The 21,325-nt window shown below is 45.6% G+C and carries 17 protein-coding genes; 5 read left to right on the top strand and 12 right to left on the bottom strand.

Translation table 11 applies throughout. The annotated features are described in order from the left end of the window. Window positions 1-43 precede the first annotated feature (43 nt). From GMES_RS07705 to rimK, 8 genes are all read right to left on the bottom strand, one after another. Window positions 44-733, bottom strand: a complete 690-nt coding sequence (locus tag GMES_RS07705) for a hypothetical protein (protein WP_006992071.1) — start codon at window positions 731-733, stop codon at window positions 44-46. A 617-nt stretch (window positions 734-1,350) separates the two neighbouring features. Beyond that, the gene (locus GMES_RS07700) at window positions 1,351-1,536 is read right to left on the bottom strand and encodes a hypothetical protein (RefSeq protein ID WP_006992070.1); all 186 of its coding nucleotides are present in this window, start codon (window positions 1,534-1,536) and stop codon (window positions 1,351-1,353) included. Between the two features lie 360 nt (window positions 1,537-1,896). Then, window positions 1,897-2,160 (bottom strand): hypothetical protein, encoded by a 264-nt coding sequence (locus tag GMES_RS07695; RefSeq protein WP_006992069.1) that lies wholly within the window; start codon window positions 2,158-2,160, stop codon window positions 1,897-1,899. A gap of 870 nt (window positions 2,161-3,030) precedes the next feature. Further along, window positions 3,031-4,260, bottom strand: a complete 1,230-nt coding sequence (locus GMES_RS07685; protein WP_006992067.1) for an ABC transporter permease — start codon at window positions 4,258-4,260, stop codon at window positions 3,031-3,033. Next, entirely contained in the window at window positions 4,257-4,979 is a 723-nt protein-coding gene (locus GMES_RS07680) for an ABC transporter ATP-binding protein (RefSeq protein WP_006992066.1), read from the bottom strand. The genes GMES_RS07685 and GMES_RS07680 overlap by 4 nt, the downstream gene beginning before the upstream one ends. After that, window positions 4,979-6,448, bottom strand: a complete 1,470-nt coding sequence (locus GMES_RS07675; RefSeq protein ID WP_039986883.1) for an efflux RND transporter periplasmic adaptor subunit — start codon at window positions 6,446-6,448, stop codon at window positions 4,979-4,981. Before GMES_RS07675 ends, GMES_RS07680 begins: the two co-directional genes overlap by 1 nt. 227 nt (window positions 6,449-6,675) lie before the next feature. After that, window positions 6,676-7,716 carry a succinylglutamate desuccinylase/aspartoacylase family protein gene (locus tag GMES_RS07670; RefSeq protein WP_006992064.1) on the bottom strand — a complete coding sequence of 347 codons (1,041 nt, stop codon included), beginning with the start codon at window positions 7,714-7,716 and terminating at the stop codon, window positions 6,676-6,678. A gap of 2 nt (window positions 7,717-7,718) precedes the next feature. Beyond that, window positions 7,719-8,627, bottom strand: a complete 909-nt coding sequence (gene rimK / locus GMES_RS07665) for a 30S ribosomal protein S6--L-glutamate ligase (RefSeq protein WP_006992063.1) — start codon at window positions 8,625-8,627, stop codon at window positions 7,719-7,721. A 153-nt stretch (window positions 8,628-8,780) separates the two neighbouring features. Here rimK and GMES_RS07660 point away from each other — a divergent pair, with 153 nt between their 5' ends. Next, window positions 8,781-9,680, top strand: coding sequence for a hypothetical protein (locus tag GMES_RS07660; RefSeq protein WP_006992062.1), 900 nt, complete (start codon window positions 8,781-8,783; stop codon window positions 9,678-9,680). A 4-nt stretch (window positions 9,681-9,684) separates the two neighbouring features. Here the strand turns inward: GMES_RS07660 and GMES_RS07655 are convergent, their stop codons facing one another. Continuing rightward, window positions 9,685-11,301: a GMC family oxidoreductase gene (locus GMES_RS07655; protein WP_006992061.1), complete on the bottom strand. Its 1,617-nt coding sequence runs from the start codon at window positions 11,299-11,301 to the stop codon at window positions 9,685-9,687. Window positions 11,302-11,642: 341 nt separating this feature from the next. Here GMES_RS07655 and GMES_RS07650 point away from each other — a divergent pair, with 341 nt between their 5' ends. Next, a complete protein-coding gene (locus tag GMES_RS07650) occupies window positions 11,643-13,817 on the top strand; it encodes a prolyl oligopeptidase family serine peptidase (RefSeq protein WP_006992060.1) in 2,175 nt (724 codons plus the stop codon). 74 nt (window positions 13,818-13,891) lie between these two features. Here the strand turns inward: GMES_RS07650 and GMES_RS07645 are convergent, their stop codons facing one another. Further along, window positions 13,892-14,116 (bottom strand): hypothetical protein, encoded by a 225-nt coding sequence (locus GMES_RS07645; protein WP_006992059.1) that lies wholly within the window; start codon window positions 14,114-14,116, stop codon window positions 13,892-13,894. A 137-nt stretch (window positions 14,117-14,253) separates the two neighbouring features. Between GMES_RS07645 and GMES_RS07640 the strand changes: the two genes are divergently transcribed. Beyond that, window positions 14,254-14,856, top strand: a complete 603-nt coding sequence (locus GMES_RS07640; protein ID WP_006992058.1) for a DUF4202 domain-containing protein — start codon at window positions 14,254-14,256, stop codon at window positions 14,854-14,856. Between the two features lie 31 nt (window positions 14,857-14,887). Here GMES_RS07640 and GMES_RS07635 read toward each other — a convergent pair whose 3' ends face one another. Continuing rightward, window positions 14,888-15,826, bottom strand: coding sequence for an AEC family transporter (locus tag GMES_RS07635; RefSeq protein ID WP_006992057.1), 939 nt, complete (start codon window positions 15,824-15,826; stop codon window positions 14,888-14,890). A gap of 337 nt (window positions 15,827-16,163) precedes the next feature. Here GMES_RS07635 and GMES_RS07630 point away from each other — a divergent pair, with 337 nt between their 5' ends. Next, window positions 16,164-18,302 carry a M3 family metallopeptidase gene (locus GMES_RS07630; RefSeq protein ID WP_006992056.1) on the top strand — a complete coding sequence of 713 codons (2,139 nt, stop codon included), beginning with the start codon at window positions 16,164-16,166 and terminating at the stop codon, window positions 18,300-18,302. Window positions 18,303-18,485: 183 nt separating this feature from the next. Here GMES_RS07630 and GMES_RS07625 read toward each other — a convergent pair whose 3' ends face one another. Next, the gene (locus GMES_RS07625; protein ID WP_006992055.1) at window positions 18,486-19,814 is read right to left on the bottom strand and encodes an amidohydrolase; all 1,329 of its coding nucleotides are present in this window, start codon (window positions 19,812-19,814) and stop codon (window positions 18,486-18,488) included. A 523-nt stretch (window positions 19,815-20,337) separates the two neighbouring features. On the opposite strand from GMES_RS07625, the gene GMES_RS07620 reads away from it, so the two are divergent. Beyond that, window positions 20,338-21,216, top strand: coding sequence for a LysR family transcriptional regulator (locus tag GMES_RS07620; protein ID WP_006992054.1), 879 nt, complete (start codon window positions 20,338-20,340; stop codon window positions 21,214-21,216). Window positions 21,217-21,325: the final 109 nt, after the last annotated feature.

Here is a 21,325-nt window from a genome sequence, read left to right as displayed (position 1 = left end):
ACTCAGTGCGTTTTTTATATCAAGAGATTGTATCGGTAACGTGTTACATCGGTTTAACCGCACCGAAAAATGCGACGGTTAAAATGAGTATCCAGTAAAGATATGCCAGCTTACGTCCAAAGCGAATTGAGCGGTCAAGGGTGGCTTCAACTTCTGCATTTTCGCCCATGGCAAGTTGGCGGAATAACTCGGTCCACTCACGCATTATAAAGCGTAATTTAAGGCCAATAACTAGCGTACATGCATAAAAGAACATTTTGATTGAGAACCATTTTTGTCCGGTTTCTGCCATCAAAGGCCCATCCCCAAATAACGACCATAGGCTGGTGATCATTAACGCTGGGATAACAATAAAGCGAATGCCCTCGTCTATTTTGGTCAAACGAATACCCGTGTCCGTTTCGCGAAAATAGTACGCTGACCAGCACAAACCTAACCACATAGCGAACAGTATCCACATACCCGTTAGCCAGTTTCCACCTAACGGCTGCACACCCCAGATATGTCCCATGTGCAGTCCAAGCGGCAGTAACATGATGATGCCAGTCCTGGCCAAAATATCGATGCGATAGGCTGTCTCCATATGGCGACGACGTTCATCCATTGATAACTTGCGATTAATCACGTTAAACGACGTTTGAAATACGCCCCACTCTCCACCTAACCAATACACCATGGCAACAATATGTAGCCATCTTAAAATGGGTAACTGATACATTTCCAAAAAAGACATAAATTGACCCTTGTAAAATTTAATTATTCTTAGTCGGGGAAATTGGTAATGACGTGTGATTTGCTTACCACCCAACCCTGAATAAAACTCTACGCTAGGGGTAATTAATCCAGAATGATGAATATCAATTTGTCGATGTCAGCGGCTTTTAAACACCGATTAACAAGGTGTTAAAATAAAGCGCAAAGTAAATAAACGCTATTTAAGGGGTTCAAAAGCCAGCAATTTGGGAAGTTAAAACAACCAAATAGATGCCAAAATGAATCAAGTTAAGCTTTTAAAAAGCGCGTATAAAAAAGGATATTCATGGCGCTTTACCGCATTTAATTTGCGTAGATGCAAATAGGCCGGATTAGTAAACGGCCCTGATATGTCCCTTGATCCTTTTTGCTTCAGGCTATTGTAGCTTAGCGCTAATACTGCAGTTGAATTAACTCGCCTTGCGACCGGCCTTGAGCTAATGCAAAGCGTTAAAGACGGAAATTAAAAATTTTAGATTTCACTGCAGACATAGTCGTGGTGAGGTAATTACTCGCTGGCTATAACGCTCAAAGCGCCATTCAGCGGGTAATTGTCTTGGAGAGCCAGCTAATGAAATCACGTTTTTTTATGTGTAATCAAGCTGGTAACTCTACCAAAAGAGTATATGAGGAAATAAATCCTAAGAAATTAGTATTTGCTGAAAGCGAAATAACAAGCCAACCATCTTTTTCCATTTCAGTTATCTGAGCATTCAATAAATCTATATCAGGACTTTCATGCCACCATTTCTTAGTTTTAGAAAACAGAACAACTTTTCTCATTCGATATATCCTCTCGGCGAATTTTGTAAGCTCATAGCGCCCTCAGCATAGGCGCAACTTGCCGAGTAAATTATTGCAGTGAATGTTAGGTTCAAACTTGCCCTGTTGAAGGACAATATTTAGTTAGAGCATCCTGTACTTGGCATACCCGAAATAGTATCAAGAATGGTTTAGCGGGTCGTTAACTTTGTATTTAAGCGTATAAAAAATGACACGTTCTGACTTAAAACTAGCGGTCTCCGAGAGTACAAACTAACAAAAACGTGCAGATTCGGTGACCGCATTTAATTTAGCGCCCGAAACTCGTCCAAGTTTGAGTCTGCTAAAGCAAGCCAGCGTCAGTTCATTCGATAACAGCCATTAATGCGCGAAGACCTGACTTACCCAAGCAAACAGACTTGTACTCTGCTCAGACTTTTTATTGTTGGCCAGTGTATTAGCCTTTTCAGCTTGGGCTTGTTTCCAACGCTTGTTCGTCGCTAAACGCTCTGCTCTTCTTTGCTCAGCTTGGTTGGCTACTTGGGTAAAACGCGCTCGTTGATCCGAACTAAAACTCTCTGCTAGGCTTTTGCTTGAGGTGCTGAGTGGTCGCCTTGAGCCGCTACTTTTTGGTGAACTGCACATTGTCTCTTTTCCTTTTCTAGCATATTCGGCTGCGTCGCCAGCATTAGTTCGTATTGTAAAAGACAGGTCAAATGCAAAATTGCTTTCAATATGTTTAGGGGAAGAGCATAAAAATACGAAAACTAGATTTGAAATAAGCCAAAGAGGCTAGTGCCCTTTATACCGTAAGTAAACCTTGAGGTTGGTATTACTGATAAAAGAACTGTGTTAATTCATACACTTTCAGGATAATTAACACCATGCCAGATACCGTCATGATTCTGCCGCGATTATTCAGTCTTTCTTTACTTATTCTGGTGTTGCCCTTTTGTACCAATTGAAGCCGACTGCCTTGCACTACTAACCAAGAAGCCACTAAAAGTAAAAATACACCAATTGTTAACTCCGTCACTACCACAGGTAAGCCCTCGCGCGTCATTTTATTATTTTTTACTGATAAAACTTAGGACCCTGAAGTGTTCAGAGCGGGTATTCTGACCTGCTCGCCTTCACGATCGCTATGTTGTTCTGTGCCGGATTTAGCAGAAACCATACCAAATGGGGAATATCAGAAAACGTGAGCAACCATCAGGCTTCGCAGGCTGTTGGAATTAAGTACGTACCTCTAACGAAAAGGAGACTCGGTAACTCAGGCAGATCGCGTTGAAAAAATTACACATAAATCAGGCTGTTATCCCGAATGGTTATCAAATCGCGTTTGACTCCTGTGTTAACGGGATTCACCAGCAGCAAATCAACAAGGATTGAAACAGATGGGATATAACGAGACCGCGGCTCAATTAGATAACTGAGCCGCACTGAAGTAAATGTTAAAGCTTGTTCAATATATCACGCGAAAAATCGGTTGATTTGGTCTTTTTGTAGGCGGAGCTACTCGTAACGCAGAGCGTCAATCGGTGCTAATCGCGACGCTTTTAGGGCTGGGTAGTAACCAAAAAAAACACCAATAAGCCCTGAGAAGCCTAAGCTTAACAGTACTACTTGTGTTTCTATGATGCCCCCTGCCCCAATGTCATATTGATTACCCATAAACACAAAACCATAGGCAATCATCACACCGATAAAACCACCCAAGCCGCACAACACGATTGATTCAATCAAGAACTGATACAGTATATCTGAGGGCTTGGCCCCCACCGCCATACGCAAGCCAATTTCTCGCGTACGCTCCGTCACCGAGACCAACATAATATTCATGATGCCGATACCGCCAACCACTAAGCTTACAGATGCAACCCAAGCCAGTAAGGTATTGAATACTTGTATGGTTTCAGCCCGCGTCGCAATCATTTCGGATACATTGCGAATACGGAACATGTCATCGCCGCCCACCGGTATACGCATACGTTGGCGCAATAAGCGTGACATTTCATCTTCAATATAATCCATGTCTTCACCGTCATAGGCGCTGACTTGAATAAAGCGTACCGATTTAGGGTTGGTGGCACTGACCCCAGTAATTTTATTGCGTACGGTTTTAATCGGTAGAAAAATCACATCATCTTGGTCTTCGCCTCTAGCGTCTTGCCCTTTAGCTGCGAGCACCCCGATAATGGTGACATTAAAATTAGTGACTCGTACCGTTTGGCCAATAGGATCACTGGCTCCGAATAGCTCGCTGCGCAAGCGTTCTCCGATAATCGCCACTTTGCTACCACGATTAATTTCGGCACTGGTGAATTCTCGGCCATTGGCCATGTCCCAATTACGCACCACAAAATAGCGGTTATCGATGCCGTCGATTTCAGTAGACCAGTTCAAATTGCCATAAATCACCTGCCCTGAAGCAGATAGATAAGGCGCTGCAGCTTCTACCCCAGGTACTTGTTTTTCAATTAGATTCGCGTCGTCTTCGTTTATTTTGACCACAGATGCCGAGCGCGCCCCACCGCTTTGGCGGAAAGCGCCGGTAACGAAAAACACATTCCCCCCCAATGATTTAATTTGATCATCGACTTTTTGCTGAGCACCAGCGCCCATTGCCACCATAATGATCACGGCCGCTACACCGATAATAATCCCCAGCATAGTTAAACAGCTGCGCAGTACGTTGACTTTTAACGCGGTGATGGCGGTTTTAAGCAGTATGACAATTTTCATGCTTTTCCCTCTAACGCCGCCTGACGCACATTGCTATTTTGCTCATCGCTAATCAGCTCACCGTCGCGAAACGTCAGCTTGCGTTTGGCAAACTGAGCAATATCAGGCTCATGGGTCACCAAGATAATGGTCTTACCTTGCTGATTAAGCGCTTGAAAAAGTGCCATTACCTCTAAACCCGTTTGGGTATCAAGGGCACCTGTTGGTTCATCGGCCAGTATCATCAGCGGATCGTTAATGAGTGCGCGAGCAATCGCCACTCGCTGTTGCTGGCCACCTGAAAGTTGTCCTGGGTGATGCCCCATACGTGACCCAAGACCTACATTTTCAAGGCACTGCGTGGCGCGCTTGTGCCAATCTGATTCGGGCACTTTGCTATATAGAAGTGGTAAAGTGACGTTGTCTAAGGCACTCGTTCTGGGTAACAAATTGAATTGCTGGAATACAAAGCCGATACGCTGATTGCGCACACTAGCCAATTCGTTTTTACTCAAGGACGATAATTCTTGGCCCGCAAAGGCTATACTGCCTTCACTGGCAATATCCAAACACCCCAACAGGTTCATCATGGTTGATTTACCCGAGCCAGAGCTACCCATAATCGCCACAAACTCACCTTGATGAATATCTAAATCAACCCCCTTTAGGGCCCATACCTGCTCATCGCCCATGGCATAAACCTTTTTCGCCTGTCGTACTTTTAGCAAAGGTTGCGACATTACCCAGCTACCTTTTGGGCACGTACAATAACTTTGTCGCCCGCTTGTAAGCCGCGAGCGCGGATCTCGCTGTACTCTAAATCGGCGATACCAATGCCCACTTCCACTTTGCTCGGCTGACCGTCACGCAATACCCAAACAGAACCGGGCTGGAAGTCTCCGGCATCTGCTCTTCGCTGTGCGTTTCGTGACTGCCCTTGCGCTTTGAACGCCTCCATTTGATCTGGGGTCAAAATACTTTGCAATTCGATATTCATCTTGCTACGAATTTTTTTCATTGCATCGTTTGGTGAACCGCCAGGGCCGCCCCTGGGGGCTGATTCACGCGCAGCTTGCATAGCATCGCGCATACTTTTCATGACGTTTTCTACTTGTGCCTGCTGTGAATCATTTAGGCCAAGTTGCTGGGTAAGCTGAGCCAAACGATCACCAGGCCCACTTTGACCAGAGCTTGCGCTAGTCGTCGCCCCTTCTGGGGTAAAACGCAGGGCTGAATTCGGCACGCGTAATACATTTTCGCGCTCACCCAATACCACATCCACGTTGGCGGTCATGCCAGGTAGTAAAAGTAATTGTTCGTTTTGCACACTGATAATCACTTTGTACGTCACCACGTTATTGGTCACCGTAGCCGCTTTTCTGACTTGACTGACGACACCGGCAAACTTGCGCTCAGGGAAGGCATCTACAGTAAAGTTGACCTTTTGGTCTTTTGCTATGCGCCCTATGTCTGCTTCATCCACATCTGCTTCAATTTGCATTTTCACCAAATCTTGCGCAATAGAAAACAAAGTGGGGGCTGATAAGCTGGCCGAAACGGTTTGCCCTGTGTCTACTTGGCGGTCAATAACCACGCCATCCACAGGTGAGCGAATATAGGTACGATCTAAGTCAAGTTTTGTCTGCTCAAGGCTTGATTGGGACTGTTCAACTTGCGCCTCTCCTACCAAGATAGCCGCCCTTGCCGTTTCAATAGCCACTTTGGCGAGCTCATTGCTGGTTTCGCTGATGTCTAATTCTGATGCACTCACCAGATTCCTATCGCGCAGTTCTTTAGTACGATTAAATTCACGCTGAGCTAAGGTCGCTTCAGTCTGCGCTTTTTTAAGGGCCGCTTTTAGCTGGGTGAGGGAGGCTTTGGATGACGCAAGGTCGGCTTCACTTTGGCGCAGCCTAGATAAAATAGTACGATCGTCGATACGCGCGATGACCTGCCCGCTAATCACTTCGTCATTAAAATCCGCATTTAATTGGGAGATTAAGCCTGATAATTCTGAACCCACTAATACTGTGACCACGGGGGAAATCGTACCGGATGAATTGACTGTGCTTTCAATTTTTCCTAAAGACAGTGGTTGAGTGTGATACACAATGTGCTCATCTGACTGCGAAGGCTTTGCAAACCACCATAAGGCCAGTGCTACCACCACCACGCAAACCAATCCTTTTGTTAACCTTGCTTTGTTCATATCGTACTGTCTAATAATCTACTAAATACTGGAATATGAACGGATTAAATCACTAATTAACGGCAAATACTGTAAAGGGAATGTAAAGTTATCTAAAGTTGAGATTTTGACAATCAAGCCTGCACACATCACTCGCTAAATGCTGCATCAGCAACGACAAAACACTGCTTAACACCCAAAAAAAACGCCACACATGTGACGTCTTAATATAAGAAGAATGGCAAATGTTAAACTGACACGCTTTGCGGATCGATATCCGGCATCAGGTTTTCCTGTAACTGATCCATGTTATCTACCACATCTTTAGGATCGTCAAACAAGGCAATGTGGAACATAGCATCCCCTTCTTGCACCAAAGGAATATTCTGCTTACCAATAATAATGCCTGAACGATTGGCCAATAGCGGCTCACTGTAAGTCCCTGTCGGGCTGCATACATCGGCTAACACATCACCACGTTTCACATAATCACCCAGGCTTTTACGATCTCGCACTATGCCGCTTTCAGGTGCGCGTAACCAAGAACTTTTGTAAGCCACCAGCGGCTCAATTTTAGGCAGCGAGCGACGGCGCTTTGATACTACACCCAACGACGCCAACACATTAAAAATGCCCTTTACTCCGGCTCGAATAGACAGTTCGTCAAAGCGTAATGCCTCACCTGCTTCATACAATAGGATTTTAGTCCCCGTTTCATCCGCCGCTTGGCGAAGTGACCCATCGCGTAAGTCAGAGTTAAGCAATACAGGTACACCAAACGCATGGGCCAGCTCAGCCGTTTTCGGGTCTTTCAAATTGGCACGAATTTGCGGCAAGTTACTGCGATGAATCGCTCCGGTATGCAAATCAATGCCGTAATCGCACTTAGATGCAATTTCCGTCAAAAACATGTGCGCCAAACGCGAAGTCAACGAGCCATTGGGTGAGCCCGGAAAACTGCGGTTTAGATCCCGTCGGTCTGGCATGTAACGGCTTTGCATCAACATGCCGTACACATTCACCATAGGCACAGCGATAACCGTGCCTGCAATTAATTTAAATGATGGCGAATCTAGCACGCGACGTACTATTTCGATCCCGTTTAGTTCATCACCATGAATGGCCGCACTGATAAACACAGTGGGCCCTTCTTTTTTAGCCCGTATTACTTCAACCGGAATAGACATGTCGGTATCTGTGTACAAGCGTGCAGCAGACAGCTGCAGCTTAGTACGCGTGCCCGGCTCAATAATGTTATCGCCGATCTTTAATGGGGCTGCTTTTACCATGATTAACCATTACCTCTAGTCTTGGTGCTGTGAGGCTTAGACTTTTTGTTTTCTATAAATTCAATGATCATGTTGGCCACATCTTTCGACGTTGCCGCTTCAATCCCTTCAAGTCCGGGTGAAGAGTTAACCTCCATGACAACGGGGCCATGGCTTGAGCGCAGTAAATCGACACCACATACATTTAAGCCCATCGCGCCCGCAGCGGCTACGGCAGTGGCGCGTTCAACAGCCGTTAACTTAACCAACGTTGCGCTACCACCTCGGTGCAAGTTTGAACGAAACTCACCCGGTGCGCCTTGGCGCTTCATGGCTGCAACCACTTTACCGCCAACCACGAAACAGCGTATGTCAGCTCCGCCCGCCTCTTTAATGTATTCCTGCACCAAAATGTTGGCTTTTATGCCCATAAAGGCTTCAACAATACTCTCCGCAGCTTTGTTGGTATCTGCTAAAACCACGCCTATACCTTGCGTGCCTTCCAGTAATTTTATCACTACTGGCGCACCGCCGACGTTAGCAATCAAATCTTTAATGTTATCAGGGCTATGAGCAAAACCAGTACGCGGCAGGCCGATGCCTTTACGTGAGAGTAATTGCATAGATCGTAATTTATCTCGTGAACGACTGATAGCGACAGATTCGTTGACACTAAAACTGCCCATCATTTCAAACTGACGCACTACTGCTGTGCCGTAAAAGGTTACCGATGCACCTATACGTGGAATAATCGCATCATATTGAGGTAAAGGTTCACCTTTAAAGCGCACAGAGGGCTTGTTACTTGAAATATCCATATAGCAATGCAACGTATCTATGATGTCGACTTCGTGGCCGCGGGCCAAAGCAGCTTCTTGTAAACGACGAGTGGAATACAGCTTTTTGTTACGAGATAAAATCGCGATTTTCATTATTTTTTCTTCTTTGGTTGAATGAGTCTAATAGACGTGAATACATCAATATAAGTCACAACGATGTGTAAAATATATAAGTTACTTTTACGATCAGCTCAATTCATCACTGTATCGTTTAAATAATATGCTAATCAGAAGAGTTCACTCTGTATGAATTTGATTTACATCACTATCTGTCTAATAACAGCATTTTCCCTCTGCCTTTTACGCTATTATGCATCGAGCCTCCAGAAGGCAGCCGATGCTCCAGTTCACTCAAATCTTACATTGCCTAAATTTATGAATTTCAACCAGCTACAACGCGCAATCTTACTTTTCGGGTTAACCCTGATGAGTGTTTTTGCGTTTGCGAATGCAATTACTCCTGATACTGCCACTGAAGTAGACCCAGCCACACAACAAGCGCCGATTATCCAGGCGGTTAAAGTCAACCCATTCAAAGAGCAATTCATCCTTAGCTATGTTGAGTATCCGGGTGCAGAGCCGTACCTAAAAGTAATCCAAGAGATATACACAGAACTTGGATTTAACGTTAAGAGCATTGCCACACCCGCATTAACAGGCATATCACTGCTAAGCGAAGGTAAAGTCGATGGAGACGCCTATCGACTAGGCAGAGTAGTGACTACATTTGATAATGTTATTCTGGTTACACCCGAGTTAGTACGCGCCACATTAGTTTTACTGTGCCTTCCAGATATACAGTGTGATAGAGCAGTATTGAACAACAGTAAGAATACCCTGCTCACCAATGAAAGAGCTTTGGGGTACCTCAAAGATGTGGATATTCGGGCTAACCTGCTAAAAGATGAAGTCATCAAGAATACCGTTGAAATGCTTCATTCGGGGGAAGTAAAATATGCCACATTTATGATTGACGAGCGGCAAATCATTCCTAAAGGGATGCAAATGGTAAAATTAAGAAATATCTTTCTTTACCATGTGATACACAAAAAGCATGCGGCCTTGTTACCCCAGATAGAAAAAAAGATGCGCCAGAAACGTCGTAAGCTGAACACAACACTTCTCAAAGCTAAAAAGCGGCCCTAAGCGCCTATCGATGATGCTGTTTTATAAAATCCGCAGCACGCTCAGCAATCATAATTGTTGGTGCATTGGTATTCCCACCCATTAAGCTGGGTATGACTGATGCATCAACCACCCTTAGACCCACTACACCGCGCACGTTTAATTGATTGTCTACCACAGCCATATCATCGGTGTCTGCGCCCATTTTGCATGTACCTACCGGGTGATAAATCGTTTCTGCATTCGCTCTTAAAAACGCTAATAATTGTTCATCACTTTGCATTGCAGCTCCAGGCTTCACTTCTTCACCTTGATAGTCATAAAACCCTCGAGACTGTAAAATCTCTCGGCCTTGTCTAATGCCATCGATCATCACGTTTTGGTCATCAGGGTGTGACAAATAACACGGGTCAATCACCGCAGGCTCGGCAGGGTCGCTTGAAGCAAGCGTAATCTCCCCTCGGCTTTTAGGATACAAATTACACACGTGCAAACCAAAGCCGTAACCAAATGCAGTCTGTCGACCATGATCTTGTAAAATAGCCGGTAAGAAATGGTATTGAATGTCTGGCAATGAACTAGCGAACTGACTTTTTACAAACCCACCGGCTTCGGCAATATTTGACGAAAGAATGTCGTTACGCTTGCGCCAATAGCGAAAAGCCGCCTTCACATAACGTGGCAACTTACCTAATGAAATGGCATAACTGTGTTTCGATTGGCAGCGGTACTGAATGATCGCATCGAGATGGTCCTGCAAATTTTGACCGACCCCGGGCAAATCCTTTAATACCTCGATACCCTTGTCCTCTAAATGTTGCCTGGGGCCAATCCCCGATAGCATCAACAGCTGCGGTGAATTGATTGCCCCCGCACAAAGCAGCACCTCTTTGGTAGCGTTGAGCACGTGTAACTTGTGATTAATTCGTAAAGTCAGCCCTGTTGCTCGGCCGTCTTTGACAATGACCTTTTCGACCAGCGCATGTGTTATCAAAGTAAAATTTTCGCGATTTTGTGCTAGTGCTAAATAGCCTTTCGCACTAGAGCAGCGCTGCCCATTTTTATGCGTAACTTGATATATTCCCAATCCCTCATGCTGGGTGCCGTTAAAGTCTTCGCTAACAGGCAAGTCGACATTATTAGCCGCGTCAACAAAGGTCTGCGACATAGGGTTTACAAAGCGTAAGTCGGCCACACTCAAAGGGCCGCCCGTACCATGATAGGCATCGGCGCCACGCTGTTGGTCTTCAGATTTCTTAAAATAGGGCAGCACGGCGTCCCAGTTCCAACCTAAAGCACCCTGTTGTTGCCAGCGATCATAATCTTGGGGAACGCCGCGCACATAACACATCGCATTAATAGCGCTAGAGCCGCCTAAGGTTTTCCCCCTTGGCCAAAACAAGGCTCGGTTATTCAATTTAGGCTGAGGCGCCGTATTGTAATTCCAATTAATATTTTTAAAGCGAGATAATAGGGATAGCCCGAAAGGAATATGGATCATTGGATTGCTGTCTTGACCACCCGCTTCAACAAGACACACCCGATACTGACTATTTTCAGTCAAGCGTGCGGCTAACGCGCATCCTGCTGAACCCGCGCCCACAATGACAAAATCAAAAGAGGAAACATTTGCTGAAGACATGATGTTACATACCAAGAAGAAAGAGAAAGGCGTCGAGGTAGGTTCGCCTTCTTAATTGTGCTCTTAATACCTCGACTATTCCGCCGCTGTTCAGCTCATTTCGCTCGCCGAACAAGCCCAATGTAAATCAAATGTAAATAATTGTCACTCAGTATTTTACATAAGCATTTGTTTTTTTTAACTATTATCAAATCTAATTTATATAAATAAGTATTACTTATACATTTTTAGACACAGTTTGAGGTTTATCATAGAGGTGTAGATTAAGGTATTATCAGTGAACAATGCGCACAAAAAGACGCATCACTACTTATAAAAACGACATATATCAGGTTAAATAAATGAAATTAACGCTTATCGCAGTCAGTATCAGCGCACTACTTATGGGTTGTAGCAACGCGAACCTTTCTACCAACCAAACCTCAGCGACAATGAATACTTCTACTACGAGTAACCAACTACAAGAAATGAACTTATCTTATCCAAAAACGCAAAAAGGTGACGTGACCGACACCTACTTCGGCAAGCAAGTGGCCGACCCTTACCGCTGGTTAGAAGACGATATGAGCAGCGAAACCGAGCAGTGGGTACAAGCTGAAAATGCCGTTACCCAAGCCTATTTAGCGCAAGTACCTTCACGCGACAAATTAAAAGAGCGCCTGAAAGTGTTGCTTGACTACGAAAAAGTTGGCGCCCCTTTCAAAGAAGGCAAATATACCTACTTCTTCAAGAACGACGGCTTGCAAAACCAAGCGGTATTATATCGCCAATTGGACGATGGTGAAGCTCAGGTATTTTTAGATCCCAACTCATTTAGTGAAGATGGCACGACCTCTTTGGCCAGCATCGATTTTTCAAAAGACGGTAGTTTAGTTACTTATTTGATTTCAGAAGGCGGCAGCGACTGGCGCAAAGCGATAACGATTGATGTTGAAACCATGCAGCCTGTTAGCGAAACCCTAAAAGACATCAAATTCAGCGGCATATCTTGGTTAGGTAATGAAGGTTTTTATTATTCAAGCTATGACAAACCAGAGGGTAGCGAGCTGTCTGCGAAAACGGACCAGCACAAACTCTATTTCCATCGTTTAAACGATAAACAAACCCAAGACACTCTTGTTTTTGGCGGTACTGATGAGCAAAAAAATCGCTATGTGTCAGGCCAAGTGACCGAAGATAACCGCTATCTATTAATCAGTGCTGCGGTTTCCACCTCAGGTAACAAACTGTATTTAAAAGATTTAAGTAAACCAGATAGTCCTTTGGTGACTATCTTAGAAAACACAGATTCAGACACAAACCTGCTGGATAATGAAGGTAGCACCTTGTTGTTTGTGACTAATTTAGATGCGCCGAATAAGCGTGTGGTCTCTGTTGATGCGAGTCAGCCACAGCCTAAAAACTGGCAGGATTTTATTGCCCAAACCGACAACGTATTAGACGTATCCACCGGCGGCGGATACATTTTTGCCAGCTACATGGTTGACGCTATTTCAAATGTGAAGCAGCTTGATATGAGCGCTAAGCTGGTGCGAGAAATCACGTTGCCAGGGGTGGGCACTGCCAGTGGGTTCGATGGCAAAAAAGACCAACAAACCTTGTACTACAGCTTCACCAATTATAAAACGCCTAGCACCATTTTTAGCCTCAATGTGGAAAGCGGCGAATCATCGGTTTATTTAAAGTCGAAAGCGAATTTTGACAGCGACGCTTATGAATCTAAACAGGTCTTTTATACGTCTAAAGACGGCACCAAAGTCCCTATGATCATTACCCATAAAAAAGGCCTAAAACTGGATGGCACCAACCCAACCATGCTTTATGGCTATGGCGGTTTTAACATCAGCTTGCAACCCGCTTTCAGTAGTGTCAATGCCGCATGGCTTGAACAAGGGGGTGTTTACGCGGTACCGAATTTGCGCGGCGGCGGTGAATACGGTAAAGCCTGGCATGACGCTGGCACGAAATTGCAAAAGCGAAATGTGTTTGATGACTTCATCGCCGCAGCCGAGTATTTAATCGAGCAAAACTACACCAGTGCTGATTACTTGGCGATCCGCGGGGGATCAAATGGTGGTTTACTGGTAGGCGCCACTATGCTTCAACGCCCAGACTTATTTAAAGTCGCCCTGCCTGCTGTAGGTGTGCTGGATATGCTGCGTTATCATACCTTTACCGCAGGCGCTGGCTGGGCTTACGATTACGGCACCTCAGAAGACAGCAAAGAAATGTTTGATTACTTGATGACCTATTCACCGGTGCAAAATGTGCGTGGAGGCGTTAACTACCCTGCCACGCTTATTACCACCGGCGATCATGATGATCGCGTGGTCCCCGCTCATTCGTTCAAGTTTGCCGCCCAGCTGCAAGACAAAAATACAGGCCCTAACCCTATGTTGATACGTATCGAAACCAATGCGGGGCACGGTGCGGGTACGCCCATCAGCAAAACCATAGAGCAGTATGCTGACATCTTTGGTTTTACCCTCTATAACATGGGTATTAAGGTGCAATAACGAACTTATACCTTCAAAAGCCAAAACATGCTAACCCGCTGTTTTGGCTTTTTCTATTATGGCTTACTGCTTTACTATCGAAGCCTGTTGTACTGTTGCTTGCCCATCAAATTCAATCCCCAGGCATAGCCGAAAAACGGAGCATCACTGGTGGCAACAATATTCGTATTACCTTCAATATGAGAAACGCTGTACTGTAAAAATTGGCTCGTATCTAATTGGCTTATTACACTGCTTACACTCTCCCCATGAAAAAAAGTGCCACACAAATAAACAATCTCTTTTTTGCCTCTAGCCACAAAACAACACCTACGAATATGCCCCCTGCTATCACAGTAATAACTGCAACATAAGCATATAATTAACCATGCGCTTTAGGCTAAAATAGCGAAAATTGTCTATCCGTACTTATTCTCATCCATCCATGGAGCCCCACATGACTCAAGCCGCTTACGAACAAGCCGTCAATCTAATCGATAGCGCTAACAGCGAAGATCCTAATATAGAACAAGCCGAGGGCAAAGATTGGCCAAAAGAGCTGCTATACAGTTTACGCATGTCTAACATGTTAGAGCGCTATCGAAGCGATGCGGATCACGTGGTCAAACTGGCCATTCGCGGGCAACACATACAGCGCTGGCAATCTCCGCGCAGCGCTTACCCTATGGATCGTCAGGGTTACCATAAATGGCGCAGCGATTTGTACACCTTTCACGCTGATAAAGTCGCTGAGGTAATGCAGCAAGCGGGATTTGATGAAGCGGACGTTGCAAGAGCAAAAAAAGCTGTGGCCAAAGTCGCTATAAAATCAAACCCAGATACACAACTACTAGAAGACGTGGTGGGTCTGGTCTTCATTGAACACTATATGCTGGCATTTGCCGCCAAGCATCCTGACTACACTGAGCAAAAGTGGATAGATATTATTCGCAAAACCTGGATGAAGATGTCAGATGATGCACACGCGTTTGTGTTGGCGGGTAAAGTGGCGTTGCCAGAGTCTTTGACGCCTATCATTTTAAAAGCGGTGCAAGCCTAATGAAGTTAATACAGACACTACCCGCATCTGCTCAAACCCAGCTCAGCAGGTGCAGTAAAAACAACCCAAGGGTGGTGGTAAACATCGAGAACAAGGTACTGCCAGCGATAATCGCAGCAGTAAGATGATGGTCACCACCAATCGCGCGTACCATTGGGTAAGCAGCCGCTGCGGTGGGTGTGGCCATCATGATATACAACACCCCTAACTCTTCATTCTTAAGCCCACAATAATAGCCAATAACAGTCGTGAACAGCGGGATAAACACAATCTTGCTGGCAATAGCGATATACAGCAACTTAGACGCTTTAAATTCTTGTAATCGAATAGATGCGCCTACGCATAACAGCGCTAAAGGTAACGTCATTTGCGCTAGATAACTGCCAGATTCGTACAGTAAATCAGGCAGAGGAATAGGCACAAGGGCAACCAATATGGCTAGCGCAATGGCAATCGCTAACGGGTTTTTGATCACACTTAAGCTGACTAATTTCAATGAAGCTGTGGCTGCTTGGTGGTAATACAGAGTTAAAATGGAATACACGTTATACAATATGACAATGGCCGCTAAATACATGGACGCCAACGCCTGAGCGGTCTCGCCAAATGCGCTAACCGACAGGGCCAAACCGATAATCGCCATATTGCCCCTGCACGCACCTTGCGCGAATGCACCTCGAGCCTCTTTGCGCCTAATCTTCAAGGCGATTAAATTAAACAACAAAAACGTGACGGTAGTTGCTATCGCCGCAAACACTAACAAGTAAGTAGGCGTGGTCACGCTCAAGTCGGTTTTGGCAATATTGACGAACAGCAAGCAAGGTAAGGTCACGTTAAATACCAGCCGTGAGCCAATAATGGCAAATTCTTCGTTTATCCAGCGGATGCGCTTGAATACGATCCCCAGCACAATTAATAAACTGATGGGTAAAGTCACTTCAACGGCAAACAGCAGTGATTGGATCGGCATGTAAGGTGGCGTCCCTCGGGCAGCAAATATGAAAATAGAGTAAGTTCCAGGGGATAAGCTTAAAGACAATTCAGCAGGCTGACAATAAGGTACGCAAAACCATCTGAAACAGCATATTAGGGCCCAAATGTTACATCAGTCACACTTGTTACAATTGCTCGCACTTTAGTGAGCCTATTTGCGATAAACCTCAGCATTACCGGGCCTGAAAGCATTGTTAGCACTGGGCAACGCTTGATAGAGTAGCCGAGTCTTATATGCCTGTTGTTTTCAGTTTTTATTTTCAGTTTTTTCAGCCATTTTGGGCTTGGCATATTATTAATATTATGGAGTTTCAATGCGTATATCAATTATCGCCGCCGCCGTAGGTGCCACCTTGGTGCTAGGTGCCTGTTCAACTAACGTGGTCAATCACCAACAAACCAACACAGAGCAAGCTAAAGCCATGGCAACATCCACCAGCAATGTATTGTTTAATAAAAGTTCGTTGACGTATCAAGCACCGCAATTCGATAAGCTCACCATGGCCGACTACGAACCCGCTTTTGCAGCCGGCATAGAACAGCACAATATCGAAATCGCTAGTATTACTGACAACCCAGCGACGCCTACATTTGATAATACTATTGTGGCCATGGAAAAATCAGGCGCTCTATTAACGCGCGTCAGCAAAGTTTTTTACAACCTATCAAGCGTGATCTCCAACGATGACTATCAGCGCATCGAAGCACAGATGGGCCCTAAGCTCACCGCGCACGATGACAACATTTATCTTGATGCGAAACTATTTGCCCGCATTCAAAGCATTTATTCTGACAAAGCTTCACTAAATTCCATCGATCAGCGCTTAGTTGAACACTACTACCAGAAATTTGTGCGCGCAGGGGCAAAACTCAGCGACGCCGACAAAGCAACCGTGCGCGAGATCAATGGTCAACTTTCAAGCTTGGCCACTGAGTTTTCACAAAACTTACTCAAGTCGTTCAAACAAGACACCATTCTCGTTGCCGATAAAAGCCAACTACGTGGTTTGTCTGACGCTGAAATAGCGACCCTTGCGAGCGCGGCAAAAGAAGCGGGCAAAGACGGTTACTTGATCACGCTTGTGAACACCACTCGTCAACCCATTCTTGGCAGCTTAGCAAATCGCGATCTACGTAAAAAGATTTGGCAAGCATCTGCGCATCGCGCCATGGCCAGTAACGGTCCAGTGCTTATCAAACTTGCTGAGCTGCGGGCACAAAAAGCACAGCTGTTAGGTTACCCAACCTGGGCGGCCTATGTAACGGCTGACCAAATGGCTAAAACCCCAGCGGCAGTTTACGAAATACTCGACGATTTAGCGCCTAAAGCGGTCGCAAAAGCGCAAACAGAGGCGCAAGCCGTTCAACAGCAAATCAAAGCTGATGGCAAAAATTTTGCTGTACAACCATGGGATTGGGCGTTTTATAGTGAGAAAGTACGCAAGGCGAAATACGATCTCGATGAGAGTACAATTAAGCCTTATTTCGAACTTGAGCGTGTACTGAATGATGGCCTTTTCTTTGCGATGCAAAAACTGTACGGCATTACCTTTAAAGCCCGTGAAGATTTGCCGGTATACCAAGAAGATGTGCAAGCCTTTGAAGTGTTTAATGAAGACGGTAGCAGCATTGGCCTGTTCTACTTTGACCCTTATGCCCGCGAAGGCAAAGGTGGCGGCGCATGGATGGACGAGTTTGTCACCCAAAGCGACCTGCTCGGTCAAAAGCCCGTTGTGTACAATGTACTCAACATCCCTAAACCCGCCGCTGGTCAGCCGACACTGCTAACCTTTGATGAAGTGACCACCTTGTTTCACGAGTTTGGACACGCCGCACACGGGCTATTTTCTCAGGTGAAATACCCAACCTTGGCGGGCACCTCAACAGCACGTGACTTTGTGGAGTTCCCGTCTCAGTTCAATGAAGATTGGGACATCGACCCAGAGGTAATTGCTCATTATGCCAAGCATTATCAGACGGGGGAAGCGATCCCAAACGACTTATTAGAGAAGCTCCTGGCTGCCCATCACTTCAACCAAGGGTTTGATACCACTGAGTATTTAGCGTCCGCTTTGCTGGATATGGAATGGCATTCAATCCCGGCCGGTACCAAGATCACAGACGTGGCTGATTTTGAACAAAAAGCGTTGGCTAAACACGGTATTGATTACGCGCCAGTGCCACCACGCTATAAATCTGCCTACTTTAGCCATGCGTTTGCCGGTGGCTATTCTGCGGGATATTACGCCTACTTATGGACTGAAGTATTTGCAGCTGATGCCTTTGCCTATATGGCTGAGCATGGCGGTTTAAACCGTGATAACGGCGACAAATTCCGTAGTCGGGTGCTATCCATGGGTAACAGCCAAGATTTGATGCAAGACTACCTCGATTTTCGCGGCAGCAAGCCCAGCACAGATGCGTTATTAAAACGCCGAGGCTTAGACGAGTAGTCTTGCGGCTTGAACCTGCACGCTAGCATTGTGTATCACGCAGACGTGACCTAATAGAAAGGCGAACAATGAAAAAATAAAAGCCCCGTGATGAAGCGTTAATCACGGGGCTTTTTTATTCTTGGCATGAAGTGCGATGCCTGTTCACGCGCCCCATCCTACATCTGATTTGCTGGGTACTAGTCAGTTCTTATGCATGATATTCAATGCTACGGCCGTCAGCGCTTCTGTGGCGGTGGTTATTACCGCATCCGCCTCTGGTGCCCAATAAGGGCTGTGTAATGATGGCAAAGATGTGCCATCTTCTTTTGCTTTATCCCAATCACCTTGCTCTACCCCGCCAACCCAGAAGATAAGGCTTTGAATGTTCTTATCGGCACGATAAAAGCGACTAAAATCTTCGCCGCCCATAACCGCAGGGGTTTGAACAACGCGCTTTTCGCCGAAACGTTGAGTAAATACCTTAGCCATTTTGTGAGTAAACTCAGGCGTGTTGTAGGTTGCTGGGGTGTATTCGTCTTTAATATTCACTTCTGGCATCAGTGCTTCAGGCATGCCCGCAGCAATGGCTTCGCCTTTGGCGATACGTGCGATGCCATCCAGTAATGCCTGACGAGTTTCATCAGAGTAACTGCGCACAGTCAACAACATTGTGGCCTTGTCAGAGATAATATTGTGCTTCGCCCCCGCATGAAAGCTACCGACTGTGACTACGGCTGAATCTTGTGGGTCTAGCTCTCGGCTCACCAGCGTTTGCAAAGCACTCACAATGCGACTGGCCAACACGATAGGATCTTTAGTGGTATGGGGATAAGCGCCATGACCACCCGCCCCTTTAACTATCACATCAACACTGTCAACGTTAGCCAAGGCAAATTCTGGGGTATAACCTATGGTGCCAGCGGGTAAACCCGCAGCATCATGAAATGCCAGTGCATAGTCAGGTTTTGGGAATCGCTCGTAAAGCCCATCGGCCAGCATGTCACGTGCCCCCTTGCCGCGCTCTTCTGCTGGTTGCAAAATCATCACTAACGTACCAGACCATTTATCTTTCATCGAAGTTAACGCTTGCGCCGTACCGACCCAACTAGTCATGTGGGTATCATGGCCGCAGGCGTGCATCACGCCAGATTCGATGCCATCTTCTGTGGTAGCGCGCACCTTCGAAGCGAAAGGCAAACCGGTTTGCTCCACCACTGGCAGACCATCCATATCAGCGCGGATCATCACCACTGGGCCTGGGCCATTTTTGAGTACCGCGACCACGCCAGTACCCCCGACATTTTCGGTCACATCAAAGCCCAAAGCTTTGGCGCGTTTGGCCAGTTTAGCTGCGGTATTTACCTCAAAGCCACTTAATTCAGGATGAGCATGCAAGTCTTTATACAAGGCCATAAGTTTAGGCATATCACTACTGACTTTTTCACTCACGCTATCAGCATGGGCGCTGAGACTGAGGCTAAACGTAAATGGAATGGCGGCAACGGCTAAATAAAGGCGACGTAGTTTCATGTTAATTCCCTTGAATGTGGTGGTTATTAGGGGCTGTTGATCTTCGATATATGTGTTTGCAGCGAGTTGTGCGGTATTTATACAATAATGCACGAGAGTGATGTAATTATTCTACGTGAGTAAGTACTGAAGCAGTAGAAATAACGCACAAACGCTGTCCGAAGGATTCTGCCTAAACGCTTTTTACTCTTTGTTGCTGTTTTTTGACTTAGCCCACTAGGCCTACAAAACAGCGCCGCGATTAAAAAGCGTTTAGATTGACCAAAATTTATACCACAAAGATAAACAGCCCCTAGCTTGGCTAAAATCGAGTAATGATATATAAATAATCATGATGTTTAACACGTTAGCATGAATCCGCCTCACTCAACCAGTAAAGCCCAATCGATGACCAATCGAAAACTGCACATTTGCTCTACTGTGAAATATCCACAACAATTTGTCTTAAATACGAGATTTAGCCGCAGGCTTTGTTTAGGATAGTCAGTATCAAAGTCGTTACTCTTTTCACGAGATCTTATATTTGCGTTTACGTCACATAGAAATATTTCACGCTATTTACACCACGGGCTCAATTACCAACGCGGCTAAAGTGTTACACGTGTCTCAACCTGCTGTGAGTAAAGTGCTGCTCCATGCAGAGCAGCAGCTAGGCTTTTCGTTATTTACCCGTAATAAAGGCCGCTTAATCCCAACCCCTGAAGCAAATATGCTATTTGACGAGGTCGACAAAATTCATCAGCAAATGCGCAGTATTGATAACACTGCGCACAACATAAAACATGCGCACTCGGGCAACATTAATATTGGTATTACTCCGGCATTGGGGTTTGACGTATTGCCAAGAGCCATCGCTCGCTACCATCAGCAGCACCCTAATGTGAGCTTCAGCATCAATACCGTGCACAACGACGCTGTCTTACAAAGCCTTATTGAGCATAAATCTGATGTGGCGGTTTTGTTTCAACCAAGTCCCAAATTGGGCGTAGACAGCATAGAGTGTGGGCAATCCGAGTTGGTAGTGGTCTATCCCAAAGTGTTATTTCCCGAATTACCTTCACTGCTTAGTATTGAAGCGCTGGCGAGTGTTACCTTTATTGGTATCAGTGATTCAGGCCCCCTGGGGGATATGCTATACAGCCGTCTGCAGAGCGAAAACATGCAGCCTCATAGTCCAATACAAGTACAAACCTATTTTATTGCCGCCAGATTAGTGGCACAGGGCTTAGGTGTATGCGTGGTGGACAAGCATACTGCGCTGGGAAATCTAAACGATAACACTGCCATCGCATCGTTCACCCCGCCCCTTAGCTTTTCTATAAATGCCCTGCATTTACAAAACAGACCACTGTCTAAAGCGGTACAGGGGTTTCTGCCCTATCTACAAGCTGAAATAAACTAAAGGCACAGCGTTAGGTTGTTCAGACCATGAGTGAAGCCCAAACCCCGGTTACCTTAAGTTTATAAGCAAAGCCATAACCTAAAGTTATATCCCAGCTATACATAGTCAC

Origin of the sequence: Paraglaciecola mesophila KMM 241 (genome assembly GCF_000315015.1) — a bacterium.
Classification (GTDB): domain Bacteria; phylum Pseudomonadota; class Gammaproteobacteria; order Enterobacterales; family Alteromonadaceae; genus Paraglaciecola; species Paraglaciecola mesophila.
Note: the sequence above shows the minus strand (reverse complement) of the source record. Positions and strands in the feature narration are given on the sequence as shown.

What these genes read in the sequence shown, in the direction of transcription:
- GMES_RS07705 (WP_006992071.1), bottom strand. Translation starts at nt 733, where the DNA reads ATGTCTTTTTTGGAAATGTATCAGTTACCCATTTTAAGATGGCTACAT.
- GMES_RS07700 (WP_006992070.1), bottom strand. Translation starts at nt 1,536, where the DNA reads ATGAGAAAAGTTGTTCTGTTTTCTAAAACTAAGAAATGGTGGCATGAA.
- GMES_RS07695 (WP_006992069.1), bottom strand. Translation starts at nt 2,160, where the DNA reads ATGTGCAGTTCACCAAAAAGTAGCGGCTCAAGGCGACCACTCAGCACC.
- GMES_RS07685 (WP_006992067.1), bottom strand. Translation starts at nt 4,260, where the DNA reads ATGAAAATTGTCATACTGCTTAAAACCGCCATCACCGCGTTAAAAGTC.
- GMES_RS07680 (WP_006992066.1), bottom strand. Translation starts at nt 4,979, where the DNA reads ATGTCGCAACCTTTGCTAAAAGTACGACAGGCGAAAAAGGTTTATGCC.
- GMES_RS07675 (WP_039986883.1), bottom strand. Translation starts at nt 6,448, where the DNA reads ATGAACAAAGCAAGGTTAACAAAAGGATTGGTTTGCGTGGTGGTGGTA.
- GMES_RS07670 (WP_006992064.1), bottom strand. Translation starts at nt 7,716, where the DNA reads ATGGTAAAAGCAGCCCCATTAAAGATCGGCGATAACATTATTGAGCCG.
- rimK (WP_006992063.1), bottom strand. Translation starts at nt 8,627, where the DNA reads ATGAAAATCGCGATTTTATCTCGTAACAAAAAGCTGTATTCCACTCGT.
- GMES_RS07660 (WP_006992062.1), top strand. Translation starts at nt 8,781, where the DNA reads ATGAATTTGATTTACATCACTATCTGTCTAATAACAGCATTTTCCCTC.
- GMES_RS07655 (WP_006992061.1), bottom strand. Translation starts at nt 11,301, where the DNA reads ATGTCTTCAGCAAATGTTTCCTCTTTTGATTTTGTCATTGTGGGCGCG.
- GMES_RS07650 (WP_006992060.1), top strand. Translation starts at nt 11,643, where the DNA reads ATGAAATTAACGCTTATCGCAGTCAGTATCAGCGCACTACTTATGGGT.
- GMES_RS07640 (WP_006992058.1), top strand. Translation starts at nt 14,254, where the DNA reads ATGACTCAAGCCGCTTACGAACAAGCCGTCAATCTAATCGATAGCGCT.
- GMES_RS07635 (WP_006992057.1), bottom strand. Translation starts at nt 15,826, where the DNA reads ATGCCGATCCAATCACTGCTGTTTGCCGTTGAAGTGACTTTACCCATC.
- GMES_RS07630 (WP_006992056.1), top strand. Translation starts at nt 16,164, where the DNA reads ATGCGTATATCAATTATCGCCGCCGCCGTAGGTGCCACCTTGGTGCTA.
- GMES_RS07625 (WP_006992055.1), bottom strand. Translation starts at nt 19,814, where the DNA reads ATGAAACTACGTCGCCTTTATTTAGCCGTTGCCGCCATTCCATTTACG.